General features: G+C 63.5%; 17 protein-coding genes. All 17 read right to left on the reverse strand.

Annotated elements, in window-relative coordinates:
* Nucleotides 1-87: 87 nt before the first annotated feature.
* The gene (locus tag Q7F16_RS12840) at nt 88-1,026 is read right to left on the reverse strand and encodes an alpha/beta hydrolase (protein ID WP_046063500.1); all 939 of its coding nucleotides are present in this window, start codon (nt 1,024-1,026) and stop codon (nt 88-90) included.
* Between the two features lie 125 nt (nt 1,027-1,151).
* The gene (locus Q7F16_RS12845; RefSeq protein WP_046063501.1) at nt 1,152-1,946 is read right to left on the reverse strand and encodes a ChbG/HpnK family deacetylase; all 795 of its coding nucleotides are present in this window, start codon (nt 1,944-1,946) and stop codon (nt 1,152-1,154) included.
* Nucleotides 1,918-3,093 carry a GNAT family N-acetyltransferase gene (locus Q7F16_RS12850; protein ID WP_046063502.1) on the reverse strand — a complete coding sequence of 392 codons (1,176 nt, stop codon included), beginning with the start codon at nt 3,091-3,093 and terminating at the stop codon, nt 1,918-1,920. The genes Q7F16_RS12845 and Q7F16_RS12850 overlap by 29 nt, the downstream gene beginning before the upstream one ends.
* Nucleotides 3,094-3,098: 5 nt before the next feature.
* Nucleotides 3,099-3,788, reverse strand: a complete 690-nt coding sequence (locus Q7F16_RS12855; RefSeq protein ID WP_046063503.1) for a hypothetical protein — start codon at nt 3,786-3,788, stop codon at nt 3,099-3,101.
* The gene (locus Q7F16_RS12860; RefSeq protein WP_409556379.1) at nt 3,785-5,761 is read right to left on the reverse strand and encodes a hypothetical protein; all 1,977 of its coding nucleotides are present in this window, start codon (nt 5,759-5,761) and stop codon (nt 3,785-3,787) included. The genes Q7F16_RS12855 and Q7F16_RS12860 overlap by 4 nt, the downstream gene beginning before the upstream one ends.
* Nucleotides 5,762-5,964: 203 nt before the next feature.
* Nucleotides 5,965-7,269, reverse strand: coding sequence for a lipopolysaccharide biosynthesis protein (locus Q7F16_RS12865; RefSeq protein WP_046063504.1), 1,305 nt, complete (start codon nt 7,267-7,269; stop codon nt 5,965-5,967).
* Nucleotides 7,266-8,270 carry a polysaccharide deacetylase family protein gene (locus tag Q7F16_RS12870; protein WP_409556223.1) on the reverse strand — a complete coding sequence of 335 codons (1,005 nt, stop codon included), beginning with the start codon at nt 8,268-8,270 and terminating at the stop codon, nt 7,266-7,268. The genes Q7F16_RS12865 and Q7F16_RS12870 overlap by 4 nt, the downstream gene beginning before the upstream one ends.
* 12 nt (nt 8,271-8,282) lie before the next feature.
* Nucleotides 8,283-9,419: a glycosyltransferase family 2 protein gene (locus tag Q7F16_RS12875; RefSeq protein ID WP_409556224.1), complete on the reverse strand. Its 1,137-nt coding sequence runs from the start codon at nt 9,417-9,419 to the stop codon at nt 8,283-8,285.
* The gene (locus tag Q7F16_RS12880; protein ID WP_409556225.1) at nt 9,412-10,371 is read right to left on the reverse strand and encodes a glycosyltransferase; all 960 of its coding nucleotides are present in this window, start codon (nt 10,369-10,371) and stop codon (nt 9,412-9,414) included. Before Q7F16_RS12880 ends, Q7F16_RS12875 begins: the two co-directional genes overlap by 8 nt.
* Nucleotides 10,368-11,738, reverse strand: coding sequence for an O-antigen ligase family protein (locus Q7F16_RS12885; RefSeq protein ID WP_046063507.1), 1,371 nt, complete (start codon nt 11,736-11,738; stop codon nt 10,368-10,370). The genes Q7F16_RS12880 and Q7F16_RS12885 overlap by 4 nt, the downstream gene beginning before the upstream one ends.
* Nucleotides 11,735-12,838 carry a glycosyltransferase family 4 protein gene (locus tag Q7F16_RS12890; RefSeq protein ID WP_024616571.1) on the reverse strand — a complete coding sequence of 368 codons (1,104 nt, stop codon included), beginning with the start codon at nt 12,836-12,838 and terminating at the stop codon, nt 11,735-11,737. Before Q7F16_RS12890 ends, Q7F16_RS12885 begins: the two co-directional genes overlap by 4 nt.
* Nucleotides 12,835-14,427 (reverse strand): GumC family protein, encoded by a 1,593-nt coding sequence (locus Q7F16_RS12895; protein WP_046063508.1) that lies wholly within the window; start codon nt 14,425-14,427, stop codon nt 12,835-12,837. The genes Q7F16_RS12890 and Q7F16_RS12895 overlap by 4 nt, the downstream gene beginning before the upstream one ends.
* A 17-nt stretch (nt 14,428-14,444) precedes the next feature.
* Nucleotides 14,445-15,467: a polysaccharide biosynthesis/export family protein gene (locus tag Q7F16_RS12900; protein ID WP_046063509.1), complete on the reverse strand. Its 1,023-nt coding sequence runs from the start codon at nt 15,465-15,467 to the stop codon at nt 14,445-14,447.
* 20 nt (nt 15,468-15,487) lie between these two features.
* On the reverse strand, nt 15,488-16,132 hold the full coding sequence (locus Q7F16_RS12905) for a CpsD/CapB family tyrosine-protein kinase (RefSeq protein ID WP_014337506.1): 645 nt from the start codon (nt 16,130-16,132) through the stop codon (nt 15,488-15,490).
* Complete coding sequence (locus Q7F16_RS12910) at nt 16,133-16,879, reverse strand: sugar transferase (RefSeq protein ID WP_046063510.1); 747 nt, start codon at nt 16,877-16,879, stop codon at nt 16,133-16,135.
* Complete coding sequence (locus Q7F16_RS12915; RefSeq protein WP_046063511.1) at nt 16,876-17,934, reverse strand: NAD-dependent epimerase; 1,059 nt, start codon at nt 17,932-17,934, stop codon at nt 16,876-16,878. Before Q7F16_RS12915 ends, Q7F16_RS12910 begins: the two co-directional genes overlap by 4 nt.
* Nucleotides 17,931-19,295: a UDP-glucose dehydrogenase family protein gene (locus tag Q7F16_RS12920; protein ID WP_046063512.1), complete on the reverse strand. Its 1,365-nt coding sequence runs from the start codon at nt 19,293-19,295 to the stop codon at nt 17,931-17,933. Before Q7F16_RS12920 ends, Q7F16_RS12915 begins: the two co-directional genes overlap by 4 nt.
* Between the last annotated feature and the right edge of the window lie 202 nt (nt 19,296-19,497).

The following is a 19,497-nucleotide window of genomic DNA, read 5'->3' on the forward strand; positions in this document are numbered from 1 at the left end:
TGGGGGAGATCTGTGGGAGCAAAGCTTGCTCGCGATAGCGGTGTGACAGTCAATGAAGGTGTTGGGTGTCAGCCGGGGACCTGTGCGTTAGCCGGCCTTGGCCGAGCTTACCTGGGGGTGTTCGGCCATGGGCGATGGCTTGTTTTTCATCAACGTGTCCAGCGCTTGTCGGTAAGTCTGGCCCGCCAGGCTCATGCTGTTGTTATGCGTTGCCCCCGGCACCAGCAGCAGGCGCTTGGGCTCCCGGGCGGCGTTGAACAGTTGCTCGCTGAACCGGGGCGGGACGTAACGATCGGCAGCGCCATGGACCACCAGCAGCGGCATGTTGATCTCGCCGATTTTGTCGATGGAGTCGAATTTCTGTGACAGCAACCAGCGCACCGGCAGGGAGGTATTCGCCATCGCGGTGGCGACATCGCCCAGGGAGGTGAAGGTGGATTCGATGACCAGGCCTCGGACCTGGGCAGCACCATTGTTCGCGGCCTCCTGACCCAACTGCGCAGCAAGGTCCACTGCGACGGCACCGCCCAGTGAATGACCGTAGATCAGCCGCAGGGCCGGGTCCGGTTGCAGGACCTTGAGGCGTTCCCAAGCGATGCGTGCATCTTCATAGACGCTGGCTTCCGACGGCAGATCCCCATGGCTTTTGCCAAAACCCCGGTAATCGATCGCCAACACCGAATAGCCCAGCGCCCTCAGTTGCTGGATACGAAACAACTGGCCGGTCAAATTCCAACGCACGCCGTGCAAGTACAGGATCGCCGGTGCATTCTTGCGTTCGGCCGGCCACCACCAGGCGTGGATATTTTCCCCGGCCTTGAAGCTCTTGGGCTTGAGATCGAATTCCTGCACACCGCTGGGAAGCCCGCTGAACCAGCTCGCTGTCCCCGGCTCGATGCGAAAGACCAGCTCGCGTTCCTTGTGCTGCAATACCCCACAGCCCACCGGCAGGCCGACCACCAATGCGCTCATGACAAGGAAGGCCAGCCAGCGCCGCCGAAGGCGAGAGAATAAAGGTAAAGGCATCGACGTAATTCGCTACTCGAAACTGAAGATGCCTTGTAGCAGATTCTCCGAAAGCGGCGCAGGGATTTCGGACGGCCGTGGCGAGGGAGCAAGCGCCCCCGCCACAGGTATGCACCGCGCGTCTGTCAGTGCACATCCCCGTACTCAACCAGCGTCAATACCTGCGCGGTCCGGCCGTACGCGACCTTGGGCACGCCCGCCAGGCGCTTGTGCAGTACGTGGGTCAACGACTCGCCTGGCCCCAGGCTGGCATCGCCAAAATCCCCGTCCAGTTGCATCGGATGCACGATGACCTCAAGCGAGCCATAGGCCGGTGGCGCGGCGTAGTCCAGGTCGGCTGGGGTACAGACGTAGTCCGCTGTCGCACCGCACAGGCTGCGAATGCGCCTGTTGAACAGGGTTTTGAATAGGCGCTTGGGCGGGTTCAAGTTCGCCCCCAGGTTGCGCGCCAGGCGCATGGGCACGCCTTGCCTGGCGGCGAAGCGGGCAACCAGTTCGCCGATGGGCCAGATGTTGTGCACATGTTGATGGGAATCGAGATGGCTGGGTCGCAGGCCGTGGTCCAGGCAGTGTTGCCATTGCGCCTGCAGTTCATCTTCCACCGCCGCCAGATCCTTTGAACCCAGGCGCAGGCAATAACGCGACAGGTTCAGGTCGAACTGGCCATTGGCGTCGCAAAAAACCGGTCGCGAGGTGATCGCCTGGCCCAGCGGCGGGCCGTAGCTGAGGTTGAAATGCAGGCCAACGTGGCCGTTGAGCAGCGGTTGCCGGGCCATTTCACACGCCTGATCGAAACCCGGCATGTTGGCCATGGCCGTGGCAGAACTGATCACGCCGGTCTCGAAGGCCCGCAGGATCAGCGTGTTTTCGCTGAGGCTGAGGCCGAAGTCGTCAGCGTTGACGATCACTTGGTGCGGCATCCGTCTTCTCCTGGTTCTTTGGGGGGGACGATGCCGTCGTCGCGGTCGGTTTGCTCCGGCGTTTGCCGAACCATGGCTTCAAGCTTTTCCATAGCCGCAAGGCAAACCCCAGGAGCAAGCCACCGGGCTGCCAGGAGTAAAAACTCCAGCGCCAGTGTTCCAGTTGGCCAGTCATGCGTTCGTGTAGCTGATGGCTGGAGTTCTCCAGGCTGACCCGTGATGCGTCGATCCAGTGCCAGTTCTCGTCCAGCCCCCAGCGAATCCACTCTTCGAGCAAGACCCGGCCGCTGCCCAGGTCGGCATGCTGCGGCAGGAACGCCAGGTTGTAGTCATACAGCCGTCCCTGATCCAGCAAACCGAGGCGATAGCTGATGCATTCGCCGTTCAGCTCCAGCATCACCACCCGCACCAGGCCTTGGGCGGCGAGGGCGGTGAAGGCGTGGTTCATCCATTGTCGGCGCCTGGGGTCGGCGAAGATGCCGACGCCTTCCTCGCCTTTCCAACTGGCCGCCTCGACCTCGGCTAGGTTGCGCAACAACTGCCCCATGCTGATGGCGTCCGGTTTCACCCGGCGGATCTCGGCGCCACAGGCGGCGATTCGCTTGCGTGCGCGGCGCAATTTGTAGCGTGGGTCGCCAGAGATTTCCTGATGGTCGCTGTCGCTGATCAAATGCACCGGCACCCGGCAACTCAGGCGTCGTTCTCCGGTGGAACTCAGTGCCATCCAGGCACTGAGGACGCTTTGCTCACCGACCGGCTCGACCACCTCATTCAATTGCAGCAGCGCGTGGGGCAAGTGCTGACGGATCTGCATCAGTGCCTGCCCCATGCCCTCGGCGTCCAGGCGCACCAGCAAGGCGATGCGGTCGGCCAATGGATAACCCAAGTGATGCAACACCCGGAACCGCAGCCCGCCGATACGCTCACGCCCCGATACCAGGGGCAGGCACAGGCACAGCGCCTGGTCCTCCCAGCCCAGCAACACCTGTAACTGCTGGTCCGGCAGCAGGGCGAACTCCGCCGCTTGCAACCAGGCCAGGGTGTTGAAGGGCGTAGCGTCGGGCACCTGGGTTCGCAGCTGGTCATAGGCCGTTATGGGAAAGTCCTCGGCGCCCAGGGAGCGACACCATTGGAACCGGATCGCCATGGGCGTCAGGCCGCTGCAGTCGATGCAACCGGCTGGGCCGGTTTACGGAAGGCGTCCAGTGCCGAACCGTTGTAAAACGTGTCGCGGAAGAACCGCCAGCGGCCGAACAGGCGATACATATGGGTAATCTTGCCGCGCTCCTGGAAGCCCATGCGTATATGCATCTTGATCGCTGGGATGTTCTCTATGTCGCAGACATCGACCATGGTGTCGCATCCTTTGTCCGCCATGACTTTCCACACATCCAGTTGCATGTCCGCCGACATCCTGGAACCCCAGTAAGCACGGATCATCTCGCCACCGAACTGAAAATATTCACCGGGGTTGATCGGGAAGTTGCAGCGATAGAAATGACGGTCGAAATAGTCTTGGGTGCTGCCCCAGGCGAACCCCACGGTGTCGCCTTGATCATCCAGGTACATCAAGCCTGTAAAGCCTTCGGCTGCCAGCTCGCGCATGGTTTCGACGCGGTCGCCGAAATACCGGGCAAAGGCGTCGGCATTGCTGACCGTGATGAACTCCAGGCGCACCGGTGGGTAGGGCTTGAGGTTATGCGGGGGCAGTGGGGTGCGCACATCGTGTTCCAGCCACACCAGTTTCGAGTGGAGAAATACGTAGCGTCTGAACAGCTGTTTGAGGATGGCGCGCAGGCCTTTTTTCTGAATGCGATCACGCAATTTCTGCAGAACGTTCATGGTGCCTCCTGACGGGTGGCGGGTTGGGGGGAAACGGGAGCGGTCCAGCTCAGGGCAAACAGGGTTTCTCCTGGCAGGAGAAAGCGGATCTGCCCGGCCTCGCAGTTGAATGGGGCGCTGCGGCTATGGTTGTCGGGGCCGAAATACACCAGCTCGGCTTGCGGCTGGGGGCAGGGCACACCGTCCAGGTTGACCTGTTGCGGGCGCGTGCTTTTGTTCACGCCCAGCAGGCTGCGCCTTGCGTCGGTGGCCATGGCCAGCACGTCGACTTCAAAGGCGTCGTTATCCAGGCGCAGCACTTGGTCCAGCCAATGCTGGTGGATGAACTGTTGGGCCAGGCCCACCGGCTTGAGTTCGAAGCGCTGGCTGTCCAGCACTCGAACCATGCCTTTTGGGTACTCCGGTTCGTCGGCGGACTGGAACCAGTTGAGCATGTCCAGCCAACCGTCCGCCGAGGCGTTGATCGCCACGGACGTCCACCACAGGGCGGCGTAGTGGGTTTCCTGGTCGTAGGGGCTCAGGCTCGAGCCGCTGGACATGTTGGTCTGGTCCAGCAGCAAGGCCTTGCGCGGCCGGCCGTTGCTGTCCAGGCCCACCAGCTCGGCGGCCTGACGCACGCCGTTGCGATAGACCCGGGTCGCCAGCAGGTCGCGGATCATCCATTCATGCCAGGCCAGGGCGTCGATCTGGTCACCGGATTCGGCCAGCAAACGCCGCGCCCAGTCGATCCCGCGCCGGTCGGCGGCGTTTTCCGCCAGGGGACCGTTGGTGAACCGGGAGCTGGCCGGTATGGCAATGCGCACCCCGGCGCGGGCGTTGGCGGGGAGGGCGCGAACCTGGCTGGCCATGCTCTCGAACACCTGCTGGAAACTGGCAAAATCCGGGTAGTTGAGGTTTGGCTCATCGGCGAAACTGAGGTAATGGATGCCTTTGCCACCCAAGGCGCGGGTCGACTTGAGCCAGGCCTGCAAGCCGCTGTTGCTGATGCGGTCGGCTCGCAGGTCGGCTTTGCGTGCGCTACCGGCCAGCAGGGTGATGTCCCGGGTGATGCCGAAGCGGTCCTGGTACAGGCGCCGGAACGCATCTTCGTGGTCCGGCTTGGCCGCGGTGACGTCGACAAAACTGTAATAAGTGGCGGCCTGGGGCTTGAGGGCATCGATGACCGGGTAGGCCGAGGGCGGGGGCATGACGTAGGGCAGGGAGATGCCCAGTTTTGGGGTGGTTCCCAGGACATCGCCATAGAGTTTCAGGTGCGCCTGCCCCGGGTCCTGGCGCAGCGGTTGCAGGTGCTCAGCGGTCTGGGCGAACAGGTTCGCCGTGCCGTCCAGCCAGAACGCCGCCTTTCCGTTGCCCTGCAACTGCAAGCGCCAGGTTTGCTCGACGTTGGCAACGGGCAGGGCGACTTGATCGAACTGCCAGTAGGCCGGGTATGGCTTGAGGTTCAACTGCACCTGGTTGCCATCGGCAACACGCCGGGCTTGCAGACTGCGCACGCCGCCGTGGAACTTGCCCGCGAGCACGGCCTGCTCACCGGGTGCGACCTTGAAATACAGCTCATCGCCGTCATGGGTTTCGGCGCTGAAATGCACCTTGGCCGGGGCAAACATCGCCCGGGTCCGGGCATCGTGTTCGATGTTGTAGCGGCGGAAGCTATAGCCGGGAATTTCCAGTCGATAGCTGGTGGCCCCTGGCAGCAAAGGCCACTGCTGCTCGCCACGTTCCTGGGTCGCCTTGATCAAGCGCTCACCTACCAGTTGCCCCTGGCCGTTGAGCAGGTACAGGTGCTCGACATTGGCGTCGGCCTGCCAGGCTGGTACCCAGCGCACGGTCACATAATCCGGGCGGTCGGTCTGCAGGTACAGGCTGCCGTCGCGGATGCCGGTCCATTGCATCGCCGCGCCCTGGGCAAAAAAGGCCAGGCTCCAAAGGCACAGGCCAGCAACCATTTTCCACCAATGCCGCACCGGCCCCATCGCGAGCAAGCTCGCTCCCACAGGAGATCGGTGGTGGTTGTGGATGACGTGTTCGGCACCAGTTTTTTGTGGGAGCGAGCCTGCTCGCGAAGAGGGCGGCACATCCACCTTCACTGCAGGCTGATTTGGCGCTCTCACAAGGTCGCCACCACCCCCTGTGGGAGCGAGCTTGCTCGCGATGGCGGTTTGGCTGGCAACTGCACTCATGCCGATTTTCCAAGCAGCATTTTGCGCATCGGCAGCAAGTCACTGGGCAGGATGATCAGTGTCTGCCACAGCGCTACGCCGCTGAGGCGGCAGTACATGGCCAGCAGCGCCAGGGTCACGCCCAGGTAGGCGATTGACGACGCAGCGGCGGCCCCGACGATGCCGTAGCGGGGAATCAGGATCAGGTTCAGCGCCAGGTTCAGCAGCGCCCCCCCGCCCATCAGCAGCGAAACCGTGCCGGGTCGGTCCTTGCCCAGCAGGTCCAGGCGCAGGATGCTCGCGTAGCACAGCCCGAACAGCCCCGGCAGCAGCGCCAGCAAGGCGGGATACGCCGGCTGGTAGGCGGCGCCAAACAAGGTGACGATCAGCCATTGGCCGATCAGCGCCATGCTCAGGCAGGCGCCGAGCATCACCGTGGCGGTCAGGCGCAAGGCCAATGGCGTCAGGCGCTGCATGTCGCGGTCCTGCTGCAATAGGCGTTTCATCAGCGGCGTGGTGACGGCCTCCGGCACGATCAGCAGCAGTTCGGCGGCGGCGCTGGCCATGGCGTAGTGACCCAGGGCCGTGCTGCCCAGCAGGGCACCGATGAACAGGAAGTCCGAGCGCAGTAGCATTTGCTGGAACAACAAGTCCGGATGGCTGCGGGCGCCGTAGCGCAGCAGTTCGTTCTGATGGGTGCGATCCCAGCGCAGAGTGACCACATGATCGCGGCGCAACCACATCCAACCGGCCAGCACCACCAGGCTCAGGCCCGCCAGCCAACTGATCAGCGCCGCTTCCAGGGCGGCATCTTTCCACATCCAGAACAACACCAGGAACAGCAGCAGCGGCGCCAGGGACTCCATCAGGCGCAAGGCATTGAAGGCACCCACGCCACCGGAGGCGTTGTGCAGTGTCAGCAGGCCGCTCTTGAGCACGGTCAACGGCACGGCCAGCAACAACAGCCAGGCGAGCAATCCCAATTGCATGGCGATGTCCAGTTCGCCGCCGAACTCGCGCACCAGCGCCACCACCAGCAAGGTCAGCAGCCCGGCTAGCAGGCAGCCGAAGACCAGCACCTGGCTGAGCAACAGACCCATCGAGCGCTGCTGCGCCGCCTGATAACCCACGGCGGAATTCAGGCCACCGCTGGTGAAGGCGCTGATCAGGTCCGGCAGGGTGCTGAGCAAGGCAAACAGCCCACGTTCGCTGGGCCCGAGAATTCGCGCCAGCAGCACATTGCGCAGCAGGCGCAGGCTGATCATCGCCAGGCGCGTGCCCATGCTCAGCGCCAGATGCTTGAGGTAATGAGCGCGGCTCATGGGCGTGCCCCTCGGCGAATGCGCCAGGCCAGTAATTCAGGGTGATGGGCATTGTGTTGGCTGACGCCGAAACGTGGCACGTTCAAGGGGTCGCCGTCGTTGCGATACAGCCCCGCCTCGGTGCCGAGGGCGAAGGCAAAACCGTGGGCCGCCACCTGTTGGCGCACGCGTTCATCGTTATCGCCGTTGGGGTAGCAATACACCGGCAAGGGGTGGGCGCAGCCGTTTTCCAGGGCGATCCAACTGCGCGTCAGTTCTTCGTGCAGGCGCTGGTCGTCCAGCCCGGTCAGGATCGCGTGGCTGGCGCCATGGGGGCCAAAGCGGATCAGACCGGAGTCTTCGAGCATGCGCACCTGGGTCCAGTCCAGGGCCTGGGGCTGGGAACCCTGTGGGCAGGCGTCGGTGAGCTCGCTCAACGTGTGTGTGTCGAGGCTCTTGAGGCTTTGCAGGTAATGCAGCAGCGCCAGGCTGCGGCGCTCGTCGTCGATGTCATCGAGCAGCACCGGCAACGGTCGACCGACGAGCTGCAAGTGCTCGATCAATGCGCGCCGCGCCACCTGGCCATGGCTGCCCCAGAGGGTTTCGCCGATGCTTTCCCACCAGAAGTGCTGGCGGCTGCCGATGAAATCGGTGGAGAGGAAAATACTCGCCGGCACCTGGTACTGGCGCAGCAACGGAAAGGCATTCATGGCGTTGTCGCGCCAACCGTCGTCGAAAGTCAGGGCCACCCGCGGGCGGTTCGGAACGCTTTCAGGGTCGGCCAGCAACAAGCTCATCAGCGGCACGCACTCGAAATGCCGTTGCAGCCAGATCAGCAAATGTTCAAACGCTTCGGGCCCCACGCACAACTCGTTGCGATGGGGCAGTTCGGCGGCGCGGTCGTTATTCAACACACGATGAAGCATCAGGATCACGCCGGCGCCACGCAGGGGATGGCGACCCAGGGACGTGTTCAGGTAGAGCCAGCCGCCGGTGCGCTTGAAGACTTGTTTGATCGACATCGGCCCTTCTCCTCAGCGGTTCTGCTCGGGGTTCCATTGGCTATAGCGCTGGCCCCGCAGGAACTGCCAGAGCCCGATGCTCATGCCCGCCAGCGTCACCAGCACGAATGCGGCCAGGCGAAAGGGCCGGGGCAAGCGGTGGCGCGCGTCCATCAAACCGATCAGCGCCATGGCGTAACCGAGCAATTGCGCCACCAGGCTTAGGCGATAGAACGGATGCTCGTTCCACAGCCAGACGTTGCTCAGCAACAGTGGCAGCAGCAACACCGGCGCCAGGCGGCGGATCAACTTGTGGCTGATCAGCCCGATGGCGTAGAGCCCATGACGCAGCGGGTTGAGCAACGCCCGGCGCTGGGCCAGGCTCTGCAACCCGCCGACGGTGACCCGCTGGCGACGGCGAAACTGCTTATCGGCTTCGTCCACTCCCTGGTCAGTCACCCGGGCCATGGGGGCATAGACGATGGACTTGCCGGCGGCCGGCGCGCAGGTGCTGAGGAAAAAGTCATCGTTGACCTGGGCCGGTATCGGTTGGAACAGCCCCCGGCGCAGGGCCAACAGCGCGCCGTCGGCCGAGACCATGCAACCGGTGCGGCTCTCCACCTGACGCAACCAGCCTTCGTAATGACGATACAGGCTGTCGCCCAGGCTCAGGCCCTTGCCCGGCACCGGGATTTCCATGTGCCCGGCACAGGCGCCGACTTCCGGATCGCCCAAGGGCGCCAGCAGATGGCCGAGGGTATCGCCAGCCCATTGGTTATCGGCGTCGGTGAACACCAGGATTTCGCCGCTGCTGTGGGCGACACCGGTATTGAGGGCGGCGGCCTTGCCCTGGCGCGGCAGGTCGAGCACGCTGATGCGCGGGTCGATCACCTTGCATGCGCAGGCCACCGTGTCGTCGGTGGAGCCGTCGCTGGCGAGGATGATTTGCAGCGAATGGGCCCGATAGTCCTGGGCCAGCAAGGTGCGCAACTTCTCTTCGATGTGCCGCGCCTCGTTGTGGGCGGCAATGACGATGCTCACGTCCATCGGCAACGCCTTGCCGTAGCGCCGCAGCGGAAACAGCGGCACCAGCAGGCTCAACATCAAGGGGTAACCGAGGTAGGCGTACACCGGCAGCAACAGGCACGACCAATAAATGAATTCAGCCACGGGCAGGTCTCCTGGCATTCCAATGACACAGATTGAGCAGCAGTGCGGCGCCGGTCAGGTGCAGGCGCACCCCATGCAAGGCCCACAATTGCAAGGTCAGGCGCGGCTCGCGCCGGCTCTGGCGCAGGCTCAGGAACAAGGGAGGCAGGGCGGTGATCAGCAACAGCGTCAGTGCCAGGTGCAACTGCCCCTGGAGCAACGCGAGCACGGCCAGCAAGTCCAAGCCCCAGGCGCCTACGGACAGCGCCGGGAAACGCAGCAGGCGCAGGCTCGGGCCATGGCTGCGGAGCAGTTGCAGATGGCTGCCCTGGCGCCACAGTTCCTTGCTCATCCACTCGCGCCAACTGCCTTCGTAGCCCCAGTGCAGAGCCACGCTTTCGTTGACCAGCAGCAATTGCGCGTCGGCCTGGCGCAGGCGCCAGGAGAAGTCCTTGTCTTCGCCAGTGCGCAGGGTTTCGTCGAAGCCACCGACCCGTTCGAACCAGCTGCGACGCATCAACAGGTTGGCACTGGGCAGCCACTGCACCCGATGCAGGAGGCGTGATCCCGGGCGTTGGCTGCGGCGCTGCCAGGCTTCGGCGAACCACGGCGCCTGCCGGGGGGTGTCGAGGTCCAGGCCGAGGACGTCGCCCTGGTGACCTTCGAGCTCCAGCAGCAGCGTGAGCCAGTCGGCCGGCATTTCGATGTCGGCATCGATGAACGCCAGCCAGTCGCCCTGGGCGGCGGCGGCACCGCGGTTGCGCAGGGCGCCGATGTGCACGCCTGGCACGATCAACACCCGTGCCCCCAACTCGTTGGCGATGCGCGGGCCGTGGTCGTCGGAGCCGTTGTCCACCACGATCAATTCACATGCCAGGCCTGCCTGGCGGGCGGCTTCCTGCGCCGCTTGCAGCGTACGGCCGATGTGCCGGGCCTCGTTGTACATCGGGATGACAATGCTGACGCAGCTCATGGACGAGCCTCCTGGGGCGCGGCCTGCTCGGCGTCGTAGCGCAACACACTGGTGAGGGCGAGCATGATCCACAGCAACTTGTGGTTAGGCGCACTGAGGAACATCAGGAACAACGCCAGCGAGAGGAAACTCATGCCCAGGTGCGTCAGCAGGTCCGCCTGCGCCCAGTCCCGCCGCTGCAGCCAGAGCCGACGGGCGTGTAGCAGGTTGTACAGGCCAAGGCCGATCATGGCGACGAACATCAGCCCGGCCGGGATGCCTATTTCGCTGAAGATTTCCAGGTAGGTGTTATGGGCCCGGCGATACAGGTCACTCAGTTTGCGGTTGGCTGAGAACGCCTTGGCATAGCCGGTGGGCGCGTAGTGCAAGGGAAAGGTCCCGGGGCCGGAGCCGAGTATCGGGTTCTCTCGGATCATCTGGCTGCCGACCAGGATGTACGAAGCACGGCGGCCCAGGGATTCGTCCTGGTGGGCGCTGGCGCCGGCACTGAGGATGCTCAATGACTGGATGCGCGCGACATAGCCGGCCGGCATCACGGCGATTGCCAAGGGAATCAGCAATGCCAGCCCAAGCATGGCGAAGCCCAGGTGCCGGGGGCGGATACGTGGCAACTGTGCGCGGTAGTGATACAGGCCGATCATCAGGCTGAGCATCAACACCACCAGCCCCGAGCGCGACTCGGTCTTGGTCATGCCGCCCAGCAGCAGGATGAAACAACCGCCCCAGAACAACCGGTGCAGCAAGCTTGGGCCGCGTACAACCAGCAGCAACGCCAGCGGCACGGTAAAGGCGATCAGCAGGGCGAAGGTGTTCGGGTCTTCCAGCAAGCCGGACGCGCGGCCCTGCTCCTGGTACTTGGCCGAAAACATCGCCAGCACGCAGGTGGTGGTGACGCTCAAGGTCATCAGTCGGCAGAACAGGTCCAGGTTCAATTCACGACCGATCAGCAGGGTGATCACGAACAGGATCAACCCCACCGTCAGCTCGCGAAAATGGGTCGTGGACAGGCCCATGTTTTCCGACAGCAACAGGCTCAGGCCGTACAGCAGCATGAAGCCGATCAGCGGCCGCCAGATATTGCTGCGCAGGCGCGTCCCGGGAATCTGGTGCAGGGCCAACTGCAACAGCAGGATCATGATCAGCGCCAGGCCAAAGAATTTGCTGCCGGAAAAGGCGCTGTCCTTGAACAGGCCTTCGAACGGCACCAGGGCGGCAATGCCCAACAGGCCCCACATGGGCTTGCGGTACAGCACGGCAACGCCGACCAGGCCGAACACCGCGCCCGGCGCCAGGAACGGATACGGGCTGGCCAGCAATGCCAGGCACACCAGGCCCAACAGACTGATGATCGAGAGCGGGACAATCATGAGCGAGCCTCCCGTGCCGTGCGGATGTAAAGCTGTGACCAGCGTTCGGCCAGCGTGCGCAGGTCGTAGCGGTCCCGTTGGGTGCGGCGCGCGTTGTCGGCCAGGATCCGCGCCAGGGGCGGTTCGCTGAACAGCGTTTCGATCTGCGCCGCCAGTTCCGCGCTGTCGGCCGGTGCCGCGAGCAGGCCGTTATGGCGGTCCTGCAACACGTCGGGAATGCCGCCGACGCCGAACGCCACCACCGGCACGCCGGCCTGCATGGCTTCGAGCAGAATCATCGGCGTGCCTTCGGTGCGCGAGCTGATCACCAGGGCGTCGAGGCGACTCCACCAGGCGTTCATGTCGGTCTGGTAGCCGGGCAATTCGATGCGCGTGGGCAGTCCGGCATCGGTGATGCGTTTGAGCAGCGCCTGGCGTTCCGGGCCGTCGCCGAGCATCACCGCGTGCAGCGATGCATGCTTCTGGCACAGTGGGATCATGGCGTCGAGAAACAGGTCTGGACCTTTCTCGCTGCTCAAGCGGCCGACGTAGCCGACCCGCCAGCGTTGCTTGTCGGCGCGATGGGCCAACGGCGTACTGGCCGCTGGCAGGCCATTGGGGATGACGTCGAGTTTTTCCGCCCGCACGCTGGCCCGGCGATGCAGCGTGGCGATGCTCTCGGCCACGCAGACGACCCGCTTGACCGAGGCGGTGCGGCACAGTTGCAGGCTCAGCCAGGTATAGAAACGCTGCTTGGGGCTGCGCGGCGTGAAGCCATGTTGGGTGATCACCAGCGGCAGGCGCAGCAGCGTGGCGGCGGACCAGCCGAACAGCAGCCCCTTGAAGTTGTGGGTGTTGATCAGCGGTCGCTCGTCCCGACGCTGGCGCAGGTGCTGCAACAGCTCGGCCCAACTGGCGCAATGACGGCAATCGACCCCGGCCTGGCGAAAACGCGTGATCAAGGTCGGTGGCGCCGCCAGGAACAGCACCTGGTGCTGGCCGGGCGTCGCCAGGCAATGATCGAGCAGCATCCGCTCGGCCCCGTAGAAGCCGCCGCTGTCGAGCAGATGAATGATCGACAGGGGGCTGCTGTGGCGGGTCGGGCCGAACGGCGCGTTCAATTTCGCACCCAATGGACAAGGCTGGGCAGGCTCCAGTTGCGGTGCGGGTTGACCCGGTCGGGGGACTGTTCGTTGATCACCAACAGTACCGGCACATCCAATTGTTGGGTGATTTGCGCTGGGTGCTTGAAGCGATGGTCGAAGAACTCACGCACATAGACCAGGGCGATCGCCAGCAGCAGGCCGCTGAACATGCCGAAGACAATGATCAGCATCGGCTTGGGAAAGGCCGGGGCGGTCGGTTCGAACGGTGGGCTCAGGACCCGCGCGTTGGACAGGTCGGTGTCCAGCGAGCGCGCGGTGCTGGCTTCGGCGAAACGCTGGGCATAGGTGGAGAACGCCGCATGCAGGGCGTTGATCTCGGTGTCCATCTGCCGCAGCTTGCTTTGGGTTTCCTGCAACTGGTGGATGCGCTCCTTGAAGGTGGTTATACGCTCGATCTTCTGATTGATCACCGAACTGACCACCGCCAGGTCGGTGGTGCGCTCCTGGATGCGGTTGTTCACCACTTTCAGGAACTGCTGGCGTGTGCGGATGATCTGCTCCCGGGCCAGCAGCATCGGTTCGCTGCCGGGCTGGAAGATCGCCAGGTCATTCATGTAGCGGCTGACCTGGCTGGTCAGTTGCTCGCCCAGTTGCCTGATTTCCCGGTCTTCGAAGGCAATGTTGTCCACGGTGGTGGTGAAGGTGAACGGGAAGGTGTAGTCGTTGAACCGCGAGCTGTTCGCTGCGGCGAGACTGGTCTTGAGGTAATCGAGCCAGCGTTGGCTTTGCAGCAGGCGATCCTGGTACAGGTTCAGGGCCTGTTCTTCGGTGTTGATGGCGTTCAGGCGGAAGGTGATTTCTTCCTTGGGGTCGGACGAACCGATGTTTTCCAGCAGCCCCAGCCGGGTGCCTTCCAGGCCGTCGAGACGGGTCTGGTATTGGGCTTTCTTCTGCTCATAGAACGTCTGCGGCATTTCGATCGATTGCAGGTCCTGGCGGCTGCTGAGGTAGTTCTGCAGCAGTTGCGCCACGAACCGGGTGCCTTGGGCCGGGTCGCCAAAACTGTAGACGATGGAGATGACGTTGGAGCCGGGCAGGGTCTCGATCTTCAGGTTTTCGATGGCCTCTTCGGTCAGCGTATCGAGCACGGTGTCGCGCACCGGATCGACTTCAAGCCCCAAGCCATCGCGCAGCGGGTTGATGACGTACTCGCGCAGCGGCTGGGTGATATACGTCTTGAGCGGTTCGCTCACCCATTTGTTGAAGATGCCGGGGCTTGGGGTGTATTCGCCCTGGTCGCGCAGGGTGCTGATGGTCTGCCGGATCAACGCCGGCGAGCGCAGGATATTGCTCTCGGTTTCCATGTCCGCCAGGGATGGCGGGATGAAGGTGGCGTTCTCTTGGTTCAGCGACGTGGTGGCGTCGCCCTGGGAGAGTTTTTTCGACTGGACAATCACCTGGGCGGTGATATCGAAGCTCTGCTTGAGCATCAACGGCAGCACCAGGGCGATCACGGCGAAGATCAGGAAGACGCGCTTCACCCACTGCTTGTTGGCGAAGAAGATCCTGAAGAACTCATGCAGATAGTTTTCCTTGGGGTTCATGATCGGTCACCTGAGTTTCAGTTGTCGCTGCCTTTGTTGTCGACGCGGTAGCCGAAGCCGAACCCGACGCCCTGGAACAGCACTACGTCGGCCAGTTGCCTGGCCGTTTCGCCGGCTTTGGCCAGTCCGGTCTTGGGCACGTACAACATGTCCTCCGGCTGCAGGTAGGCGATCTGCGAGGCGTCGCCGCTCAAGGCCTTTTCCACGTCGTAGTGACGGGCTTCGACCTGGTTGCCGTTGCGGCGCATGATCATCACCGAGTCGAGCCGGGCCTTGACGTTCGTGCCACGGGCCAGGGTCAGGGCTTCGAGAACCGAGATCGGCCGGCGGATCGCATAGGCGCCGGGTTGGGCCACTTCACCGAGTACATAGATCTCGTTGCCGGCGGTGGACTTGAGCAGCACATCCACGGTCATGTGGCCGGGCAGTTGGGCGTAGCGCTCGTTGAGGAAGGTCTCCAGCTGGGTGACGGTCATGCCTTGCAACGGCACCGAGCCAATTTCCGGGAAGCTGGCGTAGCCATCCCGGCCCACGATGATTTCCCGACTCATGCCCGTGGCCGGGTGGGTCAGGGTGTTGCGCAGGTTCGCCTCGCCGGAGAGCGGGCTGGTCACCAGGACGGTCAATTGGTTGCGATTGGGTTGGAACAGCATCTTCTGGTCATAGGCACGCTGCACCGCCAGGCGCGCCTCGTCGGTGGTCAATCCGGCGACTTTCACCGAAGTGTTGGCGCCCGGCAGTTCGATGGTGCCGTCGGGCATCACTTGTTGCGTGCCATTGAGCTGGCTGGCGGCGGTGAAGTTCAGGGCAACCTGGTCGCCCGGTTGCACTCGATATGCCTGGGAGGAGGTCGTGCCGATGTGGAAGATCACATCCAGCACATCCTGGGGCCGCAAGGTCTGTTCGACCTTCGGCATGTCGGTGGCCTGGGCATTGGCCGGCGCAGCCGTGAGGATCTGCACCGGCATCGAGCGGGTATCACTGGTACTGGAGCAACCGGCAAGCGGCAGCAACAGCAGGACAAGCATTCTGGCGTTCATCTCGTCATCCTTTTGCAGGCTTACAGGTTGTTGTAGAGCCACTTGGGCATGTAGTACTTGCGGCGGTTGAACACGCTGCCCACCACCTTCGCGCCGGCCTGGGACAGGCGTTGGCGAGCGGCCTGGGCCACTTCCCAGCGGGTGTCTTCACCGCGCACCACCAGCACCACGCCGTCTACCTGGGTGCTGAGCACCAGCGTGTCGCTGGCCGAATACACTGCGTCGGCGTCGATCACCACAAAGCGGTACTGCGCCGCCAGTTGCCTGAACAGTGGGCGCAGTCGCTCGGGGCTCAGGTGCTCGGCATTGCGGCCCAGGCGCCCGTGGGGCAGCACGTCGAAGGGCAGGCTGGACGCCTGCACCACGCAGTCCTGCAACAAGGGCGGGGCGAGGCTGTTGAACAACAGGTCGGTGAAACCGCGCTCCTTGTGCAACGAAAGCTGCTGGCTGAGGTTGCGCGGTGACTGGCTGGCATCCACCAGCAGTACGCGACCGTTGCTCATCTGCGCCAGTTGAGCGGCCAGCGCCATCGCGCTGGTGCTGGTGCCGGTACCGGTGTTGGCGGCCGTCAAGAGCAGGATCCGCAGGGAAGGGTCGAGCACGGTCGAGGTCAGGTTGGTCTCGCTCGGGCTTGCTATGGTCAGGATATTGGTTGAACCGTCCATTTAACTCGCTCCGTGGCCGCTGAAAACTTTGAAGGGGGTAATCATCAGGATCTTCAAATCCAGCCACAGGCTCTGTTCAGCGATATAGCTGAGGTCCAATTCCACGCGCTGGTCGAAGTCGATATTGCTGCGCCCGGAGATCTGCCAAAGGCCGGTCATGCCGGGGTAGATGCTCAGGCGCACAAGATGGTTGTCCTTGTAGCGATAGGCGTTGAACGAGGTCGGCCGCGGGCCCACCAGGCGCATGTCGCCGGTCACTACATTGATCAGGTTCGGCAGTTCATCGAGGCTGCTTCGTCGCAGGAACCGGCCGATGGGCGTGATGCGCGGATCGTTGTCGATCTTGAAGTCGATGGCATCGGCGCCGTGTTTGTTGAGGTGGCGCAGCGACTCCTTGAGAGCCTCTGCGTCGGCAACCATGGTGCGGAACTTGTACATGCCGAAGACCCGACCGCGATACCCGGTGCGCTTTTGCACGAACAGCACGGGACCGGGGCTGGAGAGCTTGACCAGCAGCGCCAGGCCCAGCAGCAGCGGGCAGAACAGCAGCAGGATCGCCAGTGCACCGAGGCAGGCCACTACGCGGTTGGTGCGCGAGACCGTCCAGGGCCGGCCGCCGTCGCGACCGGTCAACCAACCACGGCCCTGGCGGTGGATGGCCGCGTCCAGGCGCCTGCGATGGTCGGGATCGACACGCTTGTCGCGTCCCGGGGCGTTGATCTCGATGACTTGCTCATGTCGGGTCATAGACTCCTCCGCTGAACTTCAGCCGCGAACGGCGTATGGGCGATGGGTACTGCGTAGTAATCGAGGAACCACTGGATGAAACGACCCAGGCCGTCGTCCAGTTCGATACACGGCTTGAAGCCGGTGGCCCGTGCCAGGTCGCTGGCATCGGCGCAGGTGTTGAGCACATCCCCCGCTTGCAGGGGCAGCAATTCGATGCGGGCGGTTCGGCCCAGGTGTTTTTCCAACAGCTCGACATAGGTGCGCAGCGCCACCGGGTGCTGCCCGCCGATGTTGTAGATCCGCCAGGGCGCGCGGCTGGTGGCCGGGTCCGGTTGTTCGTGATCCAACAGTGGCGTGACCTGGGGCGCACGTTCGATCAGGCGGGCGATGCTTTCGACGATGTCGTCGATGTAGGTGAAGTCGCGTTGGTGTTCGCCGTGGTTGAACAGCTGCAGCACGTGGTCTTCGGCGATGGCGCGGGCAAACTGGATCGGCGACATGTCCGGCCGGCCCCAAGGGCCGTACACCGTGAAGAAGCGCAGGCCGGTGCAGGGAATGCCGAACAGGTGGCTGTAGCTGTGGGCCATCAGTTCGTTGGCTTTTTTGCTGGCCGCGTACAGCGACAGCGGATGGTCGACGTTGTCCTGCACCGAATAAGGCGTGCGCGAGTTGGCGCCGTATACCGAACTTGAGGAGGCGTAGATCAGGTGCTTGACCGGATAGCGACGGCAGTTTTCCAGGATGTTCAGGAACCCGGTGATGTTGCTGTCGACATAGGCCTGCGGGTTTTCCAGGGAGTAGCGCACGCCGGCCTGGGCCGCGAGGTGAATCACGACGTCCGGGCGCCGGGCCTGGAACAGTTCATCGATGGCTGGCGCGTCGACCAGGTCGATCCGCGCCAGGGGGAATTCGCCGGCCTGCTCGTGCACCCAGGCCACGCGGTCGTGCTTGAGCTGCGGGTCGTAGTAGTCGTTGAAATTGTCCAGCCCGCACACCCGATGGCCGTCGCGCAGCAGTCGCAGCACGACGTGGGCGCCGATGAAGCCGGCTGCGCCGGTGACCAGGATGTTCATGCTTGTGACCCGGGTAGCGGGGTGCCCGGCACGGTGTGCCGCAGCCCGATACCGCGATACAGCAGCCCGGCGGCGGCCAGGTGTTCGGGGTTGTACAGGTTGCGGCCATCGATGATCACCCGGGCGCGCAGCTTGCTGGCCAGCAGGTCGAAGTCCACCACGCGAAAATTTTTCCACTCGGTGCAGATCACCAGGGCGTCGGCGTCTTCCAGGGTGTCGTCGCGGGTGGCGCACAGGTTCAGGTCCTTGCGATAGCCGTAGAGGCGCCGGCATTCGGACATGGCTTCCGGGTCATAGGCGTGGACCCGGGCGCCTTCGCGCCACAGCGCTTCCATCAGGTAGCGGCTGGGGGCTTCACGCATGTCATCGGTGTTGGGCTTGAACGCCAGGCCCCAGATGGCAATCGACTTGCCGGCCAGGCCATCCTGGAATTGCGTCGCCAGTTTCTCGAAGAGGATGTGCCGCTGGCTGTCGTTGACGTCGGTGACGCTGCGCAGCAGGCGCAGTGGCATGCCGCTTTGCTCGGCGGTGTGCAGCAGGGCCCGCAGGTCCTTGGGGAAGCACGAGCCGCCGAAACCGCAGCCGGGGTAGATGAAGTGATAACCGATGCGTGGGTCCGAGCCGATGCCTTTGCGCACCGCTTCGATGTCGGCGCCCAGCCGTTCGGTGAGGTTGGCCAGTTCGTTCATGAAGCTGATGCGGGTGGCGAGCATGGCATTGGCGGCGTACTTGGTCAGTTCGGCACTGCGGTTGTCCATGAACATCAGTTTTTCGTGGTTGCGGCAAAAGGGCGCGTAGAGCTCCGTCATCTGGTCGCGGGCCAGCGGGTCGGCGGTGCCGACGATGATCCGGTCGGGGCGCATGCAATCAGCAAGCGCACTGCCTTCCTTGAGAAACTCGGGGTTGGACACCACGCGCACGTTCAGCTGTTTCAGGCCTCGCCGCGCCAACGCCTGGCGAGCGCATTCGGCGACCTTGTCGGCGGTGCCCACCGGCACCGTGGACTTGATGACCAGGGTGCGGTCGCTGTCCATGAAGTCGGCGATCTGCCGGGTGACGGCCAGCACATGGCTCAGGTCGGCCGAGCCGTCTTCATCGGCGGGGGTGCCGACGGCGATGAAAATCAGCTCGCCATGATTGACCGCGTCGCTGGCCTGGGAGCTGAACGACAAGCGTCCGGCCTTGATGTTGTCTTCGAGCAAGCTGGACAGCCCCGGCTCGCTGATGGTGGGTACGGCTTGTTGCAGTTGCTGGATTTTTTTCGGGTCGATGTCGATGCACAAAACGCGGTGTCCGACGTCGGCCATTGCGGCCGCCTGGATCAATCCCACATACCCCGTACCAAATACGCTCACGTCCATTTTTGGCGCGCCTCGTAAACCGGTTGATGTAACTCGGATGAAACTGTTTAGAGGGGTATAGCGCAGCTTCAGAAAAGCGTGTCAGCAAAATGACAGTTGTCAGTGTTGGCAATTCAAGTGAAATCGGGCATTTTGATATCAAGTCCTTGACTGTCTTAGTAAAGCGGCTGTTTTATTGGGTCTTACGGGAATTTGACAAAGC

The organism is Pseudomonas sp. Lb2C2, assembly GCF_052112205.1.
In the GTDB taxonomy this organism is placed as follows: domain Bacteria; phylum Pseudomonadota; class Gammaproteobacteria; order Pseudomonadales; family Pseudomonadaceae; genus Aquipseudomonas; species Aquipseudomonas kilonensis.